General features: G+C 46.0%; 17 protein-coding genes. 1 reads left to right on the top strand and 16 read right to left on the bottom strand.

The window, feature by feature from the left end; all coding sequences use genetic code 11:
* Nucleotides 1-18: 18 nt before the first annotated feature.
* The 3 genes from EV210_RS05725 to EV210_RS05715 all read right to left on the bottom strand — a co-directional run bounded on the left by EV210_RS05725 (nucleotide 19) and on the right by EV210_RS05715 (nucleotide 2,298).
* Complete coding sequence (locus EV210_RS05725) at nucleotides 19-1,239, bottom strand: SpoIIE family protein phosphatase (RefSeq protein ID WP_132076924.1); 1,221 nt, start codon at nucleotides 1,237-1,239, stop codon at nucleotides 19-21.
* Between the two features lie 14 nt (nucleotides 1,240-1,253).
* Nucleotides 1,254-1,787: a V4R domain-containing protein gene (locus EV210_RS05720; protein ID WP_243650450.1), complete on the bottom strand. Its 534-nt coding sequence runs from the start codon at nucleotides 1,785-1,787 to the stop codon at nucleotides 1,254-1,256.
* A 211-nt stretch (nucleotides 1,788-1,998) separates the two neighbouring features.
* A complete protein-coding gene (locus tag EV210_RS05715) occupies nucleotides 1,999-2,298 on the bottom strand; it encodes a hypothetical protein (RefSeq protein ID WP_132076921.1) in 300 nt (99 codons plus the stop codon).
* A 60-nt stretch (nucleotides 2,299-2,358) separates the two neighbouring features.
* Here EV210_RS05715 and EV210_RS05710 point away from each other — a divergent pair, with 60 nt between their 5' ends.
* Complete coding sequence (locus EV210_RS05710) at nucleotides 2,359-3,738, top strand: sodium:solute symporter family protein (RefSeq protein WP_132076918.1); 1,380 nt, start codon at nucleotides 2,359-2,361, stop codon at nucleotides 3,736-3,738.
* Between the two features lie 77 nt (nucleotides 3,739-3,815).
* Here the strand turns inward: EV210_RS05710 and EV210_RS05705 are convergent, their stop codons facing one another.
* From EV210_RS05705 to sufD, 13 genes are all read right to left on the bottom strand, one after another.
* A complete protein-coding gene (locus EV210_RS05705; protein WP_132076915.1) occupies nucleotides 3,816-5,207 on the bottom strand; it encodes a tryptophanase in 1,392 nt (463 codons plus the stop codon).
* A 198-nt stretch (nucleotides 5,208-5,405) separates the two neighbouring features.
* On the bottom strand, nucleotides 5,406-7,040 hold the full coding sequence (locus EV210_RS05700; RefSeq protein WP_243650449.1) for a sigma-54 interaction domain-containing protein: 1,635 nt from the start codon (nucleotides 7,038-7,040) through the stop codon (nucleotides 5,406-5,408).
* An 81-nt stretch (nucleotides 7,041-7,121) separates the two neighbouring features.
* Nucleotides 7,122-7,727 carry a DedA family protein gene (locus EV210_RS05695; RefSeq protein WP_165898795.1) on the bottom strand — a complete coding sequence of 202 codons (606 nt, stop codon included), beginning with the start codon at nucleotides 7,725-7,727 and terminating at the stop codon, nucleotides 7,122-7,124.
* 35 nt (nucleotides 7,728-7,762) lie between these two features.
* Nucleotides 7,763-9,058: a sensor histidine kinase gene (locus EV210_RS05690; RefSeq protein ID WP_132076912.1), complete on the bottom strand. Its 1,296-nt coding sequence runs from the start codon at nucleotides 9,056-9,058 to the stop codon at nucleotides 7,763-7,765.
* Complete coding sequence (locus tag EV210_RS05685) at nucleotides 9,039-9,722, bottom strand: response regulator transcription factor (protein ID WP_132076909.1); 684 nt, start codon at nucleotides 9,720-9,722, stop codon at nucleotides 9,039-9,041. Before EV210_RS05685 ends, EV210_RS05690 begins: the two co-directional genes overlap by 20 nt.
* 37 nt (nucleotides 9,723-9,759) lie before the next feature.
* Entirely contained in the window at nucleotides 9,760-11,415 is a 1,656-nt protein-coding gene (locus EV210_RS05680) for an ArnT family glycosyltransferase (RefSeq protein WP_132076906.1), read from the bottom strand.
* 17 nt (nucleotides 11,416-11,432) lie between these two features.
* The gene (locus EV210_RS05675; protein ID WP_132076903.1) at nucleotides 11,433-12,986 is read right to left on the bottom strand and encodes an ArnT family glycosyltransferase; all 1,554 of its coding nucleotides are present in this window, start codon (nucleotides 12,984-12,986) and stop codon (nucleotides 11,433-11,435) included.
* A 37-nt stretch (nucleotides 12,987-13,023) separates the two neighbouring features.
* Complete coding sequence (locus EV210_RS05670) at nucleotides 13,024-13,950, bottom strand: NAD-dependent epimerase/dehydratase family protein (protein ID WP_132077372.1); 927 nt, start codon at nucleotides 13,948-13,950, stop codon at nucleotides 13,024-13,026.
* A 21-nt stretch (nucleotides 13,951-13,971) separates the two neighbouring features.
* Nucleotides 13,972-14,940 (bottom strand): glycosyltransferase family 2 protein, encoded by a 969-nt coding sequence (locus tag EV210_RS05665; RefSeq protein ID WP_132076900.1) that lies wholly within the window; start codon nucleotides 14,938-14,940, stop codon nucleotides 13,972-13,974.
* Between the two features lie 181 nt (nucleotides 14,941-15,121).
* Complete coding sequence (locus tag EV210_RS05660) at nucleotides 15,122-15,553, bottom strand: EamA family transporter (protein ID WP_132076897.1); 432 nt, start codon at nucleotides 15,551-15,553, stop codon at nucleotides 15,122-15,124.
* Nucleotides 15,554-15,708: 155 nt separating this feature from the next.
* Complete coding sequence (gene sufU / locus EV210_RS05655) at nucleotides 15,709-16,140, bottom strand: Fe-S cluster assembly sulfur transfer protein SufU (RefSeq protein ID WP_132076894.1); 432 nt, start codon at nucleotides 16,138-16,140, stop codon at nucleotides 15,709-15,711.
* Nucleotides 16,127-17,353 (bottom strand): cysteine desulfurase, encoded by a 1,227-nt coding sequence (locus tag EV210_RS05650; protein WP_132076891.1) that lies wholly within the window; start codon nucleotides 17,351-17,353, stop codon nucleotides 16,127-16,129. The genes sufU and EV210_RS05650 overlap by 14 nt, the downstream gene beginning before the upstream one ends.
* Complete coding sequence (gene sufD, locus EV210_RS05645; RefSeq protein WP_132076888.1) at nucleotides 17,343-18,455, bottom strand: Fe-S cluster assembly protein SufD; 1,113 nt, start codon at nucleotides 18,453-18,455, stop codon at nucleotides 17,343-17,345. The genes EV210_RS05650 and sufD overlap by 11 nt, the downstream gene beginning before the upstream one ends.
* Nucleotides 18,456-18,465 lie beyond the last annotated feature (10 nt).

The following is an 18,465-nucleotide window of genomic DNA, read 5'->3' as shown; positions in this document are numbered from 1 at the left end:
AATCCACAAGCCTCCCTTTTAAAGCTCAAAGCCAATAACCGTAATATCATCGCGTTGTTTTTCGCTTCCCATATACGCTCTAAGTCTGTCCTGCAATATGTTTTTTTGCGCCTCCAGCGGAAGTGATTCGATTTCTAACAGCAATTGCGCAAAATAATCTACACCAAATGGATTCGGATCTTTCTCGCCATGCTGATCAAAGTAACCATCGGTAGACAAGTACAGTTTGTCACCGGCTGCACACGGGATTTCCCTGTTTAGAAACTGCACAGCAGACTTTTTCCCGAGGCGAGTTTTGCTTTCGTAACCAATACTGCGCCGCGCGCCGGTTACCTCCGTTATTTGCTTGTTATGGATAAAAAATAAGGGCAGTCGCGCACCGGAAAAGATAATTTTCCGTTCAACAGAATTGACGAATACCAAGCCCATATCCAAACCGGCATGAAGGCTTTCCTGATTTTTGCCTGATGAGTAAAACGTCTCCCGTACTTGTTTATCTAAAATAGCAAGCAGCTCAGCAGGGGTAAGCAAGCTGTTGCTCTCCAGTGTCTTCAGCATCTGACTGACTGCCAGCGTCATAAACGCACCGGGAACGCCATGACCGGTGCAATCAATAACCGCCGCCATAAATCCGTCAGGGCGGGGTACAAACCAGTAAAAATCACCACCCACAATATCCCGAGGCTGCCAGATAACAAAAGAAGCGGCAGTCTGCTTGTCCATTAATACTGCATCGGGTAATATGGAACGCTGAATGACGGCGGCATACTGAATGCTGTCGGTAATCAGTTTATTTTGCAGTCGAAATTCCTTCTCAGCTTTTTGTCTAATGAGAATTTCGCCCTTTAGCCGTTGCTCGCGCTCTTCCAATTTGACGATCATGGAATTAAAGGCCAGCGAAAACTCCCCCATAAAGTCAATACGCTGTTCATAGTCTCCCTTCTCAATCCGTTGTGCCTGCCAGGTTAAATGACTAAGCTTGGAATGAAGCTCTTTCAATCCGCTGGCGAGAAAATTGGTTTTTCCCGGCCGCTCTACATTCAAAATGCCTCTGGCTAAAGGAATTGTATAATCATACAGTTCTTTCAACTGCCAGGCTAAACGGTTAAATAAGCGGATAACCGCTGACAATTCCTCACTGCATCCTTCTTCAGGCACTTCCTCCGGATATTTACCCTGCATCAGCAGCTTTAAGCCCGCCTGTAGCTGCTGCACTGCTGCCACATCATGATGATTCATACACCCACCTGTAGTCAGTCGTTGCAGGTGACATGAAACCGGCAGGTCCGGTCTCCTGTCGCCCAGCAGTCAATTTCTTTTGCAGTAAACTGTTTGCCGGTATATTCATTCAGTATTCCGGCTATGAAACCTTCATCATAATCACAAACAGATTCCTCCGTAATCGGCAGTCCGGAGCAATCTAAATCTTCCTCTACGGTCAAAATGAATTCCAGCTTTTCCATATCAGCTGATTCCAGACGAAGAATACCAATTTTGAGCTCTGCCAGCTTTTTCTGCAATTGGGCAATAAAGCTGTCAAATTCGAGACTGGTATCCATGATATTCTTACAGAATTCCCTGCCCGCAAGTTTTCCCGCAGCCCGAATCAGATCGCTGGCCTGACGGCAGCCATATTCGCGATTCAGCACCTCACGCAGTGTGAACTGAAACAGCCGATAAACAATAACCGGCATATCAGCTCCGAGATTTGCCCGTCCTGACCCAATGTTCCCCAGGCACTCCCAAGTAAATGCTTCATTTTGCTGATCATCTTTAAATTTATACAAAAAGGTCACCTCTGCTTGTTGTTCAATTACATAATTTAACAGTTTTCAACAGTATTTGTAATTATTCGCAATTTACAAACCTATTTCCTCCCAAAGGAAAGCAATAAACATTGCATAAAGCAAAACACACCCGGCAGGGGTGTGTTTTTTAAGGAGCATAGGACATCTTTCTATCATCAGGCAGGAAATCCGCAGAACATGACCAATAGATTCAATTAAGCAACGAAAATTCTTTGACAAATTCGGCTCTCTCAGGGTCCTCAGCAAAATCATCCAGGAATTGCAATCCGACCCAAAAATCACACTGAAACTTCTCCATAATCATAGCAATCGTCAGGCCTTCGATTTGGTAATGATCTGCCAGTGACTTATCTTTTAGATAGGCATCAATTAACGGCTGCAGCTTCTGATTAAGGCACCTCATACTTGCTACCGACTCAGCTACCTGCCGTTCTTTGTAGCCATCCTCAAGCATAATTTTCCGAACCCGCTCGCGGTCAAACAGGATCACTGTCATTCCTCCTTCGGGGTGTTGATCTTCCGGTTGTATGCCAAAGTAAGGAGAATTAAGATGGAACTTAACAGTATACATTTAGCCAGCCTGTTGGTTACACTTACCGTCGTTATCGGCAGCAGTATCTATTCCTCCCGCTCAATAACCTCAGCAGCCGAATATAGTTTAGGCGGCCGGGCATCGGGAGTCCCGCTGATTGCCGGCTGCATCGCCGGTACGGTTGTCGGCGGCGGCGCTACGATTGGAACTGCTCAGCTGGCCTATTCCTTAGGACTTTCAGCCTGGTGGTTTACACTGGGGTCAGGTATTGCCTTTATCATCATGGGTCTATTTTATGCCCGGCCTTTGCGTAGCTCCGGCTTAGAAACCATCCCCCAATATCTCGTACTTAATTACGGGCAAGCAGCAGGGCCGCTTGTCAGCATCATTTCCTCAATCGGTATTTTATTTAGTGCAGTTGCCAGCAGTTTACCTGCAATCCAGATAATTGCAGCAATCTTTCATATTGCCCATTGGCCGGCAGCGTTACTTCTGCTGGTACTGGTTACCGCTTATGTCTTTTTGGGAGGAATGAAGGGCTCTGGAATATCAGGACTGCTCAAACTGGGGATTGTCTGGATTACCCTGTTTGCAGCAGGCGGATCAGCCCTTTCTGCTTTGCAAAACATACCGGATTTGGAGATAGTTTTTCCTGATTCACGTTGGTTTAGCCTTTATGGCAGCGGAATCGGAGCGACAATCAGCAATCTATTTTCACTGATTGTCGGCATTATCTGCACGCAGACATATGTTCAGGCAATATTTTCCGCCTCCGATTCGCGCACGGCTTCGCTAGGCGCCTTTACGGCGGCACTTGTGGTAATTCCTGTCGGTCTGCCGTCAGTTGCGATTGCAATGTTCATGCATGCCGCTCATCCTCCCGTCTTGCCAATCCTGGTTTTACCGCTATATTTACTACAATACCAGCCCGCCTGGCTGGGAGGAATCGGCCTCGCGGGAATTCTGCTGTCTTTGATTGGCTCTATTGCCGGACTGGCACTTGGAATTGGCACAATGGTGTCGAAGGATCTTTGCTCCGAATTGTTACATATTCGAACAGAAAAAACCGTATTATGGGTCAATCGCTTTACCATTCTTGCAGTTACATTCCTAGCAGTGCTTATTGCCATTTTGAACTTAAAATCTCAGGTTTTAGCCTGGAACTATATGTCTATGGCTTTGCGTGGGGCCGGAGTTTTTCTGCCACTCTCCCTTGCTATATTTTCTCCGGGAAAATTAACAAAAAACTGGGCTGTTGCTTCTATGCTTATCAGTACGGCGGCAGCAATTAGCTGCGTTCTCTTTCAGCTGCCACTAGACCCTTTATACGCGGGCCTTATGGTAAGCACTGCCGCAATCCTGATTGGCCTGCTCACATCCTGCCGTCTACCGGCCTAACAGCCAGTCATACGAAAGAACCGGACAACATTAGCTTGCGTTGTCCGGTTCTTTGCTGTTTGGAAAAGGTTATGATCCTATTCTTCTATCGCGGCAAGTTCTGCCTGGAAATGCCGGAGAATCGGCGGTTCCCAAACAATTTTGTAGCCTCGCTTAATCTCATGTGCTCTCGCTTTAATTGCAATTAAGGCCTCCGCCATAATGTCAAAATGACTCTGCGTATATACGCGGCGCGGAATCGCCAGACGGGTAAACTCAAAATCCGCCTGCAGCTGTTCCCTGGTATCCGGGTCATTGCCGAGCATGTAAGAGCCAATATCACACGAGCGGATTCCAGCCTCCTTATACAATTCAACCGCCAGAACCTGACCGGGGAATTCATAATAGGGGATTTGAGGAAACATTGCCTTGGCATCAATAAATACACCATGGCCACCAACCGGTGCCTGGTATGCGATACCGGCATCATCCAGGCGTGCAGCCAGATATTCCATTTGCCCGATACGGTATTTGAGATAGTCTTCCTCAAGACCCTCATACAAGCCTATCGCTAATGCCTCCAAGTCCCGTCCTGCCAAACCTCCATAGGTAGTGAATCCCTCATAGGAGATGCAGCGGGCTTTAATCGGTAAAATTAGCGGCGAATCCGCATTTTTCACCCCGATTAGCCCCCCCATATTAACTACCGTATCTTTTTTGGCAGACATCGTGAACATATCCGCACAATCAAACATGGCCCGGATGATTTCCTTGATTGAGGCATCCTTGAATTCCGCCTCCCGTTGTTTTACAAAGTATGCATTTTCCGCATACCGGGCGGCATCAATATTCAGTGGAATATTGAATTTCCTGCAGACAGCAGACACGTCACGAATATTCTGCACCGAAACGGGCTGCCCTCCGGCAGAATTATTCGTGATAGTCACAACAATCAGTCCAACATTCTCAGCACCATATTCCAAAATTAATTTTTCCATTTTTTCAACATCCATATTGCCCTTAAAAGGAGCCCTTTTAACAGGGTCTTTCGCTTCCTCAACAACACAGTCGACAGCACGGGCCCCACACAGTTCTACATGAGCTCTTGTTGTATCAAAAAACATATTGGATATGGCTACCTTTCCCTGTTGAAGCATGGTTCCAAACAGAACTTTTTCGGCCGCACGGCCTTGATGGACAGGCTGAATGAAACCATAACCAAAAATATCTTTGCCTGCTTCCAGCAGCTTATAATAACTGGAGGAACCGGCATACGCCTCATCGCCTCTCATAATACCGGCCCACATTTGATCCGACATGGCATTGGTGCCGGAGTCCGTCAATAAATCAATATACACATCCTGACCTGCCAGATTAAATACATTGTATTTAGCTGCTTTAATTCTTTGCTCTCGTTCCTCCCGGGTAAGCATTTTAATGGGTTCAACCATTTTAATTCGAAAAGGTTCGGGAATGTACTTAATTGCCATGAGAATTCCTCCTAAGCTATAAATAACGAATACCTTCTTCTCTCGCAACTATCATGCCAAAACAAAAAATCAGCCTTCCCGGCGAGTCCCGGTTAAGCTGATAAATTTATTTGATAAAAATTCTTTTCAAGTTGATAAGAAAACTTCTCATTATATAGCATCCAATGAGCGGCAGCGCTCATGCCTATTGCCCAATCTCTAAATTTTATATTCACGGATTTTATTCAGGATTGTTGTGTTGGATACGCCTAAAACTTGTCCGGCTAACCGCGAGGAAGGGTGCTTTTGCAAGACTTTGGCAATTACTTCTTTTTCAACAGCAGCGACGATCTCCTTTAGATGCGGCCACTCGTTGTTAACCGGAATTTCTACCTGCAAGCTTTGCTGCTTTTTCTCAATCTTTTCACTACCTTTTACGGCAGTATGATCAATATCCGTCCAGTCACAAAAATGCTCAGGACGAATCTCTGTAGTGTCCAGTAAATTAAGCAATCGTTCCAGTGTATTTTCCAGCTGCCGTACATTGCCCGGCCATTGCTGTGCCACCAGCAATGCAACGCTTTCTCTGGTCAGATGGACTTCCGGCTTATTAATTTTACTGCAGATCTTGCGTATTAAATGCTGCGCCAGTAAAGGGATATCCTCTTTTCTTTCCCGTAAGGGCAATAGGGTCAGCGGGATAACATTAAGCCGGTAATATAGATCATCCCGAAACTCACCAGTCCGAATCATGGCTTCCAGATTACGGTGTGTAGCGGCGATAATCCGCACATCGACATTAACATCCTGATTTCCGCCTACCCGGCGAATGGTTCCTTCCTGCAGAACGCGCAGCAGACGCACCTGCAGCCGCAAAGATATATCACCAATTTCATCCAGAAACAGTGTTCCGCCGTTGGCCTGCTCGAAAAGCCCTTGCCGTCCGCCTTTCGCGGCACCGGTATAAGCGCCGTCTTCATAACCAAACAATTCACTTTCCAGGAGACTTTCTGTTAAAGCAGCACAATTAATGGGAATAAAGGGCTTTTTGCTTCTCAATCCGGCGGCATGAATAGCGTTGGCAAACAACTCCTTGCCGGTACCACTCTCTCCGCGCAGCAGGATAGTAGAAGAATTTCTTGCCACCGCACGGGCAGAAGCAATGAGGCGAATCATTTGCGGACTCTGGTGGATAATATCATCAAAGGTACAGCGCTTCGCTTTATCGGCTCGTAAAATAATGTTTTCGATTTGCTGGAAATCCTGAATGGTTGCCACAGCGCCAATAATTTCTCCCTGATCATTGCGAATGGGAATGTTACTTGATAAAAATTGCAGATCCTTGCCGTTCCTGGTTACTTTCCAGCGCTTTAACGGTGAAGCCCGCCCCAATCGCAGCGTTTCTAAAATAGGCGGAGCTTCGCCTACCAGTTCTTCCACGGGTAATCCCATCGCCTCTTCCAGTGTGCACTGCAGTACACTGCAGGTAACTTGGTTAATATGCGAGATAATCCCCTCTTTGTTAATAGCCAGAACACCTTCATTAACCGAATTCAGAATTGTTCTGAGTTCAATTTCTTTTTCCTGATAAGGCATTTGGGAGCGAAACGAAACGGACGTAATGTTGGGAAGAGCCGCAAGCTCAGCTACTAACCTATCCACCTGCTCTTGCGCCGCACATTGGAACTGAATAGCCATGCCATGGTTAGGAATAACCTCCATCGCAATTTTATCAATATTATTTTTTTCAGTAATCCTAAATATCTCATAGCCCAAGCCAGGACAATTAACAAAATCAATTTGGATCATATATTCCCGCACCTTCATCCCGCCTTTCCAAAATGAGCAATCCATCTGGTATTACTCCTTCTCCAAGCCGTGACAAAAAGCCTTTCAGGTTAATCCCGGAAGGCTTAGTCCGATTATCCATAATCGCTATTCAGCACTGAGCTGAGTACGGTTTTTCCATAAACAATATACGATAATTGCCAGCAAGCCTCCCACTACTATCAGACCGGCATTATGACCGGCTGCACTAATCTGCTGCCAGTTTTCTCCCAATAACTTTCCGGCATAAATAAGGCCTATTGTCCAAGGAACAGATCCTAAAACTGTCAGCAGCGAAAATTTAATAAAATCTACTCTGGCAAATCCAGCCGGCAACGATATAAAGGTGCGGATTACCGGCAGCAACCGGCTGAAAAAAGCCGCTTTTAGGCCATAACGGTCAAACCACCTTTGTGCCGCTTTTACATGGTTTGCAGATAACAGTACGTATTTCCCATATTGGGTAACGAATGACGGTCCCCCGTAATAGCCAACCAGATAAGCAAGCATTGATCCCAAAAGTCCGCCGGCTACTCCGGCAAGTACTGCAGTAGTAAAATCCAAGCGCCCTAAATAAACAAGATAACCGGTAAAGCCAAAAATCAATTCACTGGGGACAGGCATACAAGCATTCTCCATAGCCATTCCAACTGCAATGGCCCAGTAGCCGCCCCAGGCAATAAAATCCACAATTACCTGGAAAAACTGCTCCACAGGTACACCTCCTTCCTTACACCGCTATGATTTTGCTAAAGAGGTAAGGTGACAGTAAATGTACTGCCCTCCCCTGGAACACTTTCTACTTTGATTTTTCCCTCATGAGCAGATATAATCCATTGTGCAATAGCCAACCCAAGGCCGACATCGCCTTCACTGCGCGATCTTGCCTTATCTGCCCTGTAAAAACGCTCAAAGATACTCTTACACTGGGCTTCAGCAATCCCCATGCCCGTATCGTGCACGGCAATGGCAGCATATGGTTTCTGTGCAGCGATTACCGCAAGCGAAATACGGATTCTGCCGCCGGTAGGAGTATATTTAATTGCATTGTCAACCAAAATTAAGAGCAATTGGCTTATTCTTGCCTGATCGGCAACAACAAAAATCTCTGCGTCACTTTCTAGTGTCAGATGGACTCCTTTTTGCTCTGCTAGTGGACGCACTGACCGGACAAGCTGCTCTGCAAGGGCCACTAAATTAAATTCTTCTTTTATTAAATTAGCTGTTCCGGCATCCGCCCTTGCAAGCGTTAATAAATCGGTGACCAGTTTGGTCATTCTATGAATTTCTGTTTTCATATCCGCAAGTACCTGGCTTGAGAACGAAGTTAGCTTGAGCTCATCATCAGTTTGCACCGCATCTACCGAGGTCAGAAGGATACTCAGCGGAGTGCGTAATTCATGTGAGGCATCAGCAACAAACTCACGCTGTCTAAGAAAAGCCTGTTTGATCGGAATCATTGCCTTACCTGCCAGTAAATGACCGGCAAAAGCCGCAATAACCAGGAAAACAATCGATATGAGTACCATCATAATCAGCAGCATTTTCAACATGTGATAGTACGAACTAATATCTTCACCGACAAAAACAGTCCCAATCATTTTCGTTTCATCATAGATTTGCCTGCTGCACAACATAACCACTGCCCTGTCACCGTTGAGCAGGCGAAACTTTTTCAGCTCAGCCTCCCCCTCTGGTGCATCCCACTTGTGAATGATGTTTAAAACACCTGCACGAATTTCATTTACTGGCTCCTCAGCTGCAGCCTGCCGACCATTTGTGTCAAAAACATAATAAAATATTTTTGTCCCGATCTCGGCATGCTCCCCTTCCTTAGGTGTAAACTGAAAAAAACCGGCTCTTTCTTTATATATTGCTGCTTGCTGCCTGGCCTCCGCTTCAGTAAAGGATTGCAGGTCCTGCTGCTCTTCCCGGTAAAGTATCCAAAGCAGCCCCGCAGAGCTTACAATAATGAAAGCCATCATCAGCAGCATCATGACCAATGTATAACGAAGAGTTAAACCCTTACGGATTTTGGCAAACATCCTGTACCTCCAGCCTATAGCCTATGCCGCGAACGGTTAGTATGGACACCGCATTATTGAGCCCTCTCAGTTTCTTACGCAGCAACCGTACATAGGCGTCAAGATTATTCGAAGAGATAGCGTTTCCCCATACTTGCGCTAAAATATCGTCTCTTGCCACTACGCGTCCCGGGCTGCGCATAAGCTGCTCAAGCAGTTGAAACTCTCTGGCAGTAAGCTGAATCTCCCTTTCACCCTGCCGTATACAATGCGTGAAGCAGTTAAAGATTACATTACCGATTTGCAAAATTTCAGCAGCAAACCGTGCTTTTCTACGCTTTGACAAGGCCCGAAGTTTATCCGGCAATTCGGCAACCCGGGATTTAGCCACATAATCATCAGCTCCGGTATTGGAGCCAAACATTTTATTTTCATCGGCATCATCTGGCGTCAGTATTAAGACAGCTCCCTGATAGCCGCGTTTGCGCAAGCGCTCGCTAATACTGTTGCCGGGTTTAGCAGACAGCAGCTCGTTCAGGATAATGACATCATATGAAACATGACAGGCATACTCTAACGCCAGATCTTCACTTACCACCCAGTCCACCGGAATGGCAGCCTTCTCTAAATTGTCTTTGATTAAATTCCCCTGCCTGGAATCCTCTTCAGCAAGTAATATCCGCATACAGGAAACCTCCTTCAAGTAGTCCTCAACGGCAAATTCATTTGTTATCAACAAGGTAATAAATTAACCCTTTATTGCTCATTATGGGCTGAGGACGAAAATCGGCCGTTTCTGTCAGAAATGCTTTTTCCTGCTGATCAGGTACAACAACCAGGCTTCTGGAGGAATCCTTCATGAAGTTAGCTGTGCCTTGAACGGGCATAGTATACTTGCTTGACCAGTCCAAGCTGCCTGTCTGGTGCATAACCGGCATATCTGCCGCCTCGAGTTTAACAGCAATATTCCCGTTGTAAAATACCGAAGAAGTACTATAAAAACGGTATAAGCCGATTTTGTCCATTCCTAATGCGGCAATATGATCAGCCAAGTCTCTGCCGGATCTGGTCTCAGCTATTACAGGGAATACGAAGAAGGAAAGCAGGCTATAGCATACCAGCTGACACAAACAAAGCAAAGTAAGCATATATTGCGCACTTCGTTTTTGAAGCCGCCAGAAATACGCCAGCAGGAACGGCAATAAGCTGGCTGCAACGACCCCCAAGCTTACCCACCCTACATGCCGATACGCAACAGCAATATAAGCACAAAGCTGTAAAATGAATGGTCCCCCCACCCAGCAAATCACTGCAGCCGGGCTATTCAGTTCAAACATTTTATCCAGGTGTATCGCAGTTAGTATGGCTATTGGAAAAAGCACAGGAAACGTATATGTCACGTATTTGGTAGCCATAAGTGAATAAAAACCAAAGTAAGTTGCTATCCATAAGATGAGAAACAGCAGCAGCGGAGAAGACGAGGAGCGTAAGGCCCTGCAGCTCTGTACCAGTGCTTTTACAGCCAATGCAGACCACGGCAGCATACTCAGCAGAAATACAACCAGATAATAATAACTTACATTATCCACCGGATGCTCCGAAACCGTAGCCCGCAGGTAATTATGGACGCCAAAAAAGCTATTCAAAAATTCGTTTCCGTGCAATGAGTACATTGCTGCATACCAGGGTACCGCAATAACCGCAAAAAGCATAATTCCGGCAGGCGTTACAAGTTTTCTCAGTTCTGTCCAACTGCGCCGCAAAACAAGAAAAAGCAGAATAACCAAGCCTGGCAGCAATACTCCGACCGGTCCTTTCGTCAATACAGCCAAGGCCATACTGCTATACATTCCGAGATACCAGCGCTTGGTATTGTCCATTTTTACATATCCTAAATAAAAGAAGCTCAGCGCCGTGCAATTAAAGAAGAAAAAGACCATATCTGTAATAACCAGCTTTGCCAGCACCGTATATTCAAAAGATGTCCCTAAAATCACCACCGCTAAAGCAGCAATTGGCTTATAGGTAAGCTTATTGACAAACCAATACATCAGCACTAGTCCCAGTGCCGCAAAAACAGCCGGTGCTAACCGTGCAGCCCATTCAGAGAAGCCAAACACTTGAAAAGCGGCTGCCGTAAGCCAATAGAAAAATACCGGCTTATCAAACCAGACATTCCCATAAATTCTAGGAGAAATCCAGTCAGCTGAAAGCACCATCTCCTTTGCCGTCAGTGCATAGTTCGCTTCTACCGGGTCGGTAATTGGTACATGCTGGTTATAAATCACATAAATGATAAAGGAAAATATAAACAGCCCCAAGTATTCCCACTTAGAAGAAAACGGCTGACATGCCGCAGCAGCAGTTTTTACTTTCATACTCGTCCTCCTATGAGTTACTCACTACCGCGAATAAATAAAATTTTATCCTCTTGGGCATTTACAACGCGCAGCGTGCTGCGGACTTCCGGAGACAGCTTGTCATATTTTCTTTTTTGTACAATAAAATAAGCTTTATCGGGTTGACTGAGCACCGCTGCCTCCAGTTCTTCCGGATTCAGTTCAAAGCTTGTCACATCGCTGTAATACTGAAATCCCGGCCGGTAAAATTTAGCAACATAAACTGGGGCCTGCCCGTCATATTGCTGTTTAAACTCATCCACAACGGGCTTCACCGAAACTGCCGGTATAACAGCAGGAAGCGCCTGGGTCATTATCAAGGCTGTAAAAACGACCATTCCTGCTACAAACAAACTAAATACAGCCCGGAATTTACCGTGAAAGCTTTGATACAAAACGGACACAGCCAACACTGCCAGCATGCCTGCGATAACCTTAACGGGAACTATCAGCTCTGCAGTCACTGCCGTTGCGGCGTAAAGCAGGCCTGCACTCATGAGGATTGCTGCGGCAGAAAAAACAGCAGCTGAAGTTTTCAGCGCCCGATATTGCCGCTCCGTCCAGGCTTTGTCAAAATAGTAACCAACCAGCATCGCTAACGGTGGGTACATTGGCAGAATATACGAAACGAGCTTTGTTTGAGAAAGTGAGAAAAAGCTAAATACTGCCACAGCCCAGATTATCAGAAAAAGACAGGTATTTCGTTTTTCGCCGGTTTCCTTTATTGCCGCAGAAAATGCCTGTGCCAAAAAAGCAGTCCAGGGGAAGAAGCCTAAAACGACTACAGGAATATAGTAATACCACAGCTTTCCCGAGGAGTGCTCCGGCTGCAGAAAACGGGTAACATTATGAAAGCCCAGGAAAGTATTAATAAAATCCATCCCGTGGTAAACATACATGATCACATACCAGGGGAGAGCAATAGCTGCAAATAGCAGAACTCCCCTTCCTGCCTGCATGTGCTTGACCGTTTTCAGCTGGCCTGTCATGGCCAGGTATACGCCAAGGATCACTGTACAAAAAAAGATAGCAACAGGTCCCTTGGTTACTACTCCAAGCGCAGCAAAGACATACAGCAAATTATACTGCCTGTGCAAAAACGCCAGCAGTGCGGCTGTTAAAAAAAATGTCAGCGTCATATCCGTTACAGCCGCATTGCCTAAATAAAAATATTCCAGGCTGGTGGCTAAAATCAGAGCTGCAAGAAATCCGGCACGCTCATTAAAAAGCTTTCGTCCCGAAAAAAAGACCAATAATGCACCTCCTACAGCAAATAATGCCGAAGGAAAGCGGGCAGCAAACTCACCGCCACCAAACACCTGAAAAGCTGCCGCTACCAGCCAATAGTACATCGGCGGCTTGTCATACCAAAAGTCGCCAAAAATACGGGGAGAAATAAAATCATGATATTGCAGCATTTCTTTTGCTGTTTCGGCATATACCGGCTCATCCGGATCCAGTAAAGGCTGTGAGCCCAAATAGGAGAACATGAGTATGCCTGCTACGGCAATAATAATGGCTGCATAAATCCAGCTAGTTCTAATCGTCATTGTATTTTTTGTCCCTTCCCAGCACGTTGTCTCACTTTTATCTAAACAACCTGATTTCCAAAGCATGCAGCATCAGTTCCAGCCCTTTTTGCAAGGGATATGACGGCTGCCAGCCCAGGCCATGGGCCGCCGCCTCGTTTGCCAGCACCGAGCGATATATATCGTTGCTGCGGCTGGCCTCATTTTTAACACTTAACGGCCGTTTAGCAGTTGAGGATAAAAGGGCAATCAATTCATTTACACTTGTCTCTGTCTGAGTACTCACGTTGTAGCTGCGGTTGGCCATGCCGGTAAACAAGGCCTGATGGTTTGCCGCCGCCACATCTTTGACATAAATATAATCGCGAGTCTGGGTCCCATCACCATAAACGGTCAAAGCATGGCCAGCCAGCAATTTTTTCAAAAAGATGCTGATAACGCCGCCTTCGCCATTATCACCTTGACGTTCACCGTAGACATTGGCGTATCGCAAGGCGACATATTCAAGTCCAAAATTTTTGTAATATAAATCCAAATACTGTTCGCTCGTCAGCTTACTTAGTCCATAAAAGGAAGCCGGGTGCTTTTCATACTCCTCGCTGATTGGCAAAGAGGCAGTGTCACCATAAATAGCCGCACTTGACGCAAAAACAATCCGCTTTACCGCCGATAGTCTGCAAGCCTCTAATAAATTAACCAGCCCACGGATATTCACGTCACAATCGTAATAGGGATCCTCCAGTGATTTTGCTACAGTCGTTTGCGCCGCCTGATGGATAACATAGTCAAAACGCTCTCTTTGCAGTACCTCTTTTAAATCGGCATCGCGAATATCTTTTTTTAAAAAAACAGCCTCAGGGCTGATGTTGCCAAACGATCCGGAAGTCAGGTTATCCAGAATATAAACCTGCATATTAGCCTCAACAAGCGTATCTACAATATGTGAGCCGATAAAACCGGCTCCTCCTGTTACTAACACTTTCATATTTTTCATTCCCTTCTTCATCTAAGCTCCTAGCTTGTCTTGTTTTCTGCCAACAGATTCCGCATTACTGTGTAATTCTGCACTGACCCAGTATAATGGCCGTTGCTTAACCTCTTCGAAAATACGTCCCACATATTCGCCGATAATTCCCAGTCCGATCAATTGGAGGCCACCTAACAGCAGTACACTGGCAGCAATTGTAGCCCACCCCGGAACTGCCTCGGTCGTAAACAATTTCGTATACACTACGTTAATTGTTACAGCAAAGCTCATTGCGCCAAAGATCAGCCCCAGATATAAGGCAAAACGCAGCGGCATCCGAGAATATGCAGTAATCCCATCAAGGGCAAAGGAAAGCATTTTCCTGGGGGAAAACTTAGACTTGCCTGCATAGCGTGCAGGAGCTGCAAATTGTACCTGCGTCTGCCGGTAGCCCATACCGCCAATGATACCGCGAATAAACCGGGCTTTCTCCTTAAACTGCTTAAAGGTTTGGACGACTTTCCGGTCAAGCAGCCTAAAATCCGAGCCGCCTTCGACGATCGGCACCTGAGACATGGCATTCATTAGCCGGTAAAACATACCTGATGTGAATTTTTTCAGCCACGAAACCCCTTCCGTATCAATTCGGACGGTCTGCACAATCTCATAGCCTTCATCCCATTTGCGCAGCAGCAGCGGCAGCATCTGCGGCGGATGCTGCAAATCGCCATCCATAGTAATTACAGCATCTCCTTTGGCATAATCCATTCCGCAGGTTAGTGCCACCTGATGTCCGAAGTTGCGGGCAAGCAGTATTGCCTTTACTCTCGTATCCTGCTTTGTCAGCCGTGCAAGGCTGGCGGCAGTACCGTCGGCCGAACCATCATCAATAAACAACAGTTCAAACTCATGCTCCAGGGGATCCATATATTTACAAACTTCCTGATAAAACATTTGGATGTTATCCTGCTCGTTATAGACAGGTACAACAATTGAAATAAAACTCATTTGTGTTTCCTCCTTAGCTGGCTGCGATCTGTTCCAATAACTAATTGCAAAACTGAGTATAACAAGTCATTCTGAAATTAATATGAAAATGAAGCATTTTGGAAAGAACCGCATAAAAAAACTCAGCCATCCAACAACAGATGGTTGAGTTTTTTTACGCGGTTTTTTGCAATAACGCCTGTTAGCCAAGCGTAACAAGTATTGCGCCTGCAGCAATAAGAGCGATCCCAATACTACTGATGAGACTAATTTTTTCTCCCAGAAGTATCACTGCAAGCAGAGAGGCAATCACTACGCTCAGCTTATCTATTGGAGCCACTTGCGAAACTTTGCCGAATTTTAAAGCCATGAAATAAAACAGCCAGGATACTGCACCGGCAATGCCACTTAAAGCAATAAAAGCCAAAGCCCGCTTGTCAGCCAATATAACCGGGATTTGCTTTAAATTCCCCTGAAAAGCCACAACCGCGATCAAAAAAATCGCCATAATTACTGCCCTTATCGCAGTTGCCGTATTTGCATCCAATGATTGGAGACCGATTTTGCCAAACACAGCAACCAAAGCAGCAGCCGCTGCCGATAATAATGCAAAAATCAACCATAACTGTTCCACAAAGCGCCCTCTCCCTTATATTGGGTTACCACAGCAGGTCTGCCCACTCCCTTACTTCCAGCATACCGGATGATTCTGAAAAACGAATGAAAACCATTAAAGAACAATAATCCTTCCAGCCAATACTGAAAGGATTATTGTTCATGCTGGCTGCGTTAGCCTTGTTTCTTTATTCCTTCATCCAGAGTGTGCCAGGATAAAACCGCACATTTGACCCGGCCCGGTAAGTTGGAAATATTCTTCAGAGCAGCTGCTTCATCCAGAATTTCCAGTGCTTCATCATCTGTAATTTCCCGTTTAATCATCGCCAGAAAGGTCTGAATCAGTTCTTCAGCATTTTCCAGGTTCTGTCCGCGAATCAAATCGATCATCATCGATGTCGATGCCTGAGAAATAGCGCAGCCACTACCGGTAAAAGCTGCGTCTTCAATCACCCCTTGCTTTAACTTCAACTCCAGCTCAATTTCGTCTCCACAACTGGGATTTCTGCCTTTTAAAACAAGGGTCGGAGCAGCCAGATGCTTTTTATTGCGCACCGACTTGCTGTGTTCTGCAATCACTTCCGTATAAATTTCACTTAGGTTCATAGCCCATCACCCTCCGGACACGGCTCAAGCTGTCAAGTAATGCATCAACATCGTCCTTTGTATTATAAAAATACAGGCTGGCCCGGCAGGTAGCATTCACACCCAGATATTGCAGCAAGGGATGGGCGCAATGATGACCGGCCCTGATGGCAATCCCGTCAGCATCAAGAATGGTCGAAACGTCATGAGGATGAACATCCTGCACATTAAACGATATAACCCCTGTTTTATCAACAACATTACCGCAGCCATATAAGGTAATATAAGGAAGTTTGTTAAGCTTATTTATTGCATAGCGGACCAACTCTTTCTCGCACTCTTCAATAACAGACATTCCCACGCTGTTCAGGTAATCAATCGCCGCCGACAAGCCCATGGCTCCCCCTACATTCTGTGTTCCTGCTTCAAACTTGGCAGGCAGCGGTGCAAAGGTAGTATCCTGCTCCTGAACATATTCAATCATATCTCCGCCAAACAAAAAGGGCGGCATTGCATCCAGCAGTTTCTCTTTGCCGTACAAAACGCCAATTCCCATAGGAGCCAGCATCTTGTGACCGGAAAAAGCAAAGAAATCGACATCAAGCTCGCGTACATTTACAGGAAGATGAGGAATACTCTGGGCACCGTCTACTACCACCACCGCGCCGACAGCATGTGCTTTTTCGGCAATCCGCTTAACGGGATTAATGATTCCCAGCACATTAGACACATGGGTTACTGCCACCAGTCTGGTCTTGTCAGTAATTTTGCTGTCCAGTTCTTCTTCAGACAACATTCCGTCTGCGTTTACATAGAGATATTTCAACACGGCACCTTTTGCTTTGGCAACTTGCTGCCAGGGTACCAGGTTGCTATGATGCTCAGCAATGGAAATTACAATTTCATCACCGGCCTGGATAAAGTTCATGCCATAGCTATAAGCTACCAGGTTAAGAGATTCGGTTGCATTTTTTGTAAAGATAATTTCACTTGTCTTAGCTGCCCCTAAAAAGTCTCTCACTTTTTCACGGGTATTTTCATATATCTCGGTTGCCTTAATACTAAGCTCATAGGCTCCGCGGTGAGGATTGGCATTAAAGGCGGTATAATACTGCTCAATGGCACGTATAACGGACAGCGGCTTTTGCGTGGTCGCTCCGTTATCCAAATATACCAGCCGCTTTCCTTTATCGGGTTGCAATAGAGGAAAATCCTCCAGATAGTTATTGGACATGGCTTAACCTCCCTTGGACATAATTCGAAATCTCTTCTTTTAATGCTGCTAACGGTACTTCGGCCAGAATGGGCTGAAAGGCAGCTTCAATGACCAGTTTTTTGGCTTCTGTTTCGCTAAGTCCTCTGCTCATGAGATAAAACAATTTGTTTTCATCCACTTTACCCGCGCTGGCAGCATGCTGTCCCTCTACCGCATCCTCTGAGCACAGCATGAGTGGAATTGACCGGTTGCGCACTTCGGGACTCAGTAAAACGGCATACTCTTCTTCTTTACCCCTCGCACCGCTGGCCCCTTTTATAAAATCCAATGTCCCGCGAAAGGTTTTCTTGCTTTGATCAAGCAAAGCTCCCCGCGCTTTTATTTCTCCAACTGTTTCGCGGGCCTGATAGGAAAGCTGATAATGAATGTCAATCTGCCGGTGCTTATCGCCGAAATAAATGGAGTTAATATTACCGGCACTGCCTGCGCCTGCCAGACGGGTTTGGCAATTGCTGATGATCTGCTGCGCTCCCAGTTCAATTAAGGTGCAGTCAATCACGCTCTGCTCATCGGCAGCCGTGCCTACCGCATCGATATGATAGGCATCACCGGCCAGCAGTTGAACCTTTATTAGGCGAACCACTGCTCCGGCACAGGCGACAATCTTCGTTAGACCATTATGATAGGCTTTACTGCCTGCCTGCGAAGAGTAACGGATCACAACCGTTAGTTCGCTATTTTCCCGGGCATAAATAAAATGCTGATCCACCAAAACTGGATTTTCCTCATCCAGCTCATACTGCAGAACAACCGGTTTTTCACACTTTTCCCCTGGGGCAGTTTCAATAAAATACCCGCTGTTAAAATAAGTAGCTGCAAATACACTTGTCGCATCGCTCGCACCTGCTTTAAGGCGGTTTTCCGTCTCAAGCCTGTTTATAACATCCCTACAGGCACTGATTTCCGTAATTTTAACCTTTGTACCTCCCGCCTGGCATACGGACTGCTTACGGTATTCTGTGACAGCCGGTAAACTTACGGCCAGTGTACTTTCATTAACTCCCAGCCAGTTCCATGTCCGGACAGGAATATGGTTTATCTGCTCACTTTGTTTTGCCATGTCATCACCC

The organism is Anaerospora hongkongensis, assembly GCF_004339805.1.
Lineage (GTDB): Bacteria > Bacillota > Negativicutes > Sporomusales > DSM-15969 > Anaerospora > Anaerospora hongkongensis.
This window is presented reverse-complemented; position numbering and strand designations above follow the sequence as displayed.

What these genes read in the sequence shown, in the direction of transcription:
- EV210_RS05650 (WP_132076891.1), bottom strand. Translation starts at nt 17,353, where the DNA reads ATGTCCAATAACTATCTGGAGGATTTTCCTCTATTGCAACCCGATAAA.
- EV210_RS05700 (WP_243650449.1), bottom strand. Translation starts at nt 7,040, where the DNA reads ATGGATTGCTCATTTTGGAAAGGCGGGATGAAGGTGCGGGAATATATG.
- EV210_RS05705 (WP_132076915.1), bottom strand. Translation starts at nt 5,207, where the DNA reads ATGGCAATTAAGTACATTCCCGAACCTTTTCGAATTAAAATGGTTGAA.
- sufD (WP_132076888.1), bottom strand. Translation starts at nt 18,455, where the DNA reads ATGGCAAAACAAAGTGAGCAGATAAACCATATTCCTGTCCGGACATGG.
- EV210_RS05680 (WP_132076906.1), bottom strand. Translation starts at nt 11,415, where the DNA reads ATGAAAGTAAAAACTGCTGCTGCGGCATGTCAGCCGTTTTCTTCTAAG.
- EV210_RS05675 (WP_132076903.1), bottom strand. Translation starts at nt 12,986, where the DNA reads ATGACGATTAGAACTAGCTGGATTTATGCAGCCATTATTATTGCCGTA.
- EV210_RS05690 (WP_132076912.1), bottom strand. Translation starts at nt 9,058, where the DNA reads ATGTTTGCCAAAATCCGTAAGGGTTTAACTCTTCGTTATACATTGGTC.
- EV210_RS05725 (WP_132076924.1), bottom strand. Translation starts at nt 1,239, where the DNA reads ATGAATCATCATGATGTGGCAGCAGTGCAGCAGCTACAGGCGGGCTTA.
- sufU (WP_132076894.1), bottom strand. Translation starts at nt 16,140, where the DNA reads ATGAACCTAAGTGAAATTTATACGGAAGTGATTGCAGAACACAGCAAG.
- EV210_RS05685 (WP_132076909.1), bottom strand. Translation starts at nt 9,722, where the DNA reads ATGCGGATATTACTTGCTGAAGAGGATTCCAGGCAGGGGAATTTAATC.
- EV210_RS05710 (WP_132076918.1), top strand. Translation starts at nt 2,359, where the DNA reads ATGGAACTTAACAGTATACATTTAGCCAGCCTGTTGGTTACACTTACC.
- EV210_RS05665 (WP_132076900.1), bottom strand. Translation starts at nt 14,940, where the DNA reads ATGAGTTTTATTTCAATTGTTGTACCTGTCTATAACGAGCAGGATAAC.
- EV210_RS05670 (WP_132077372.1), bottom strand. Translation starts at nt 13,950, where the DNA reads ATGAAAGTGTTAGTAACAGGAGGAGCCGGTTTTATCGGCTCACATATT.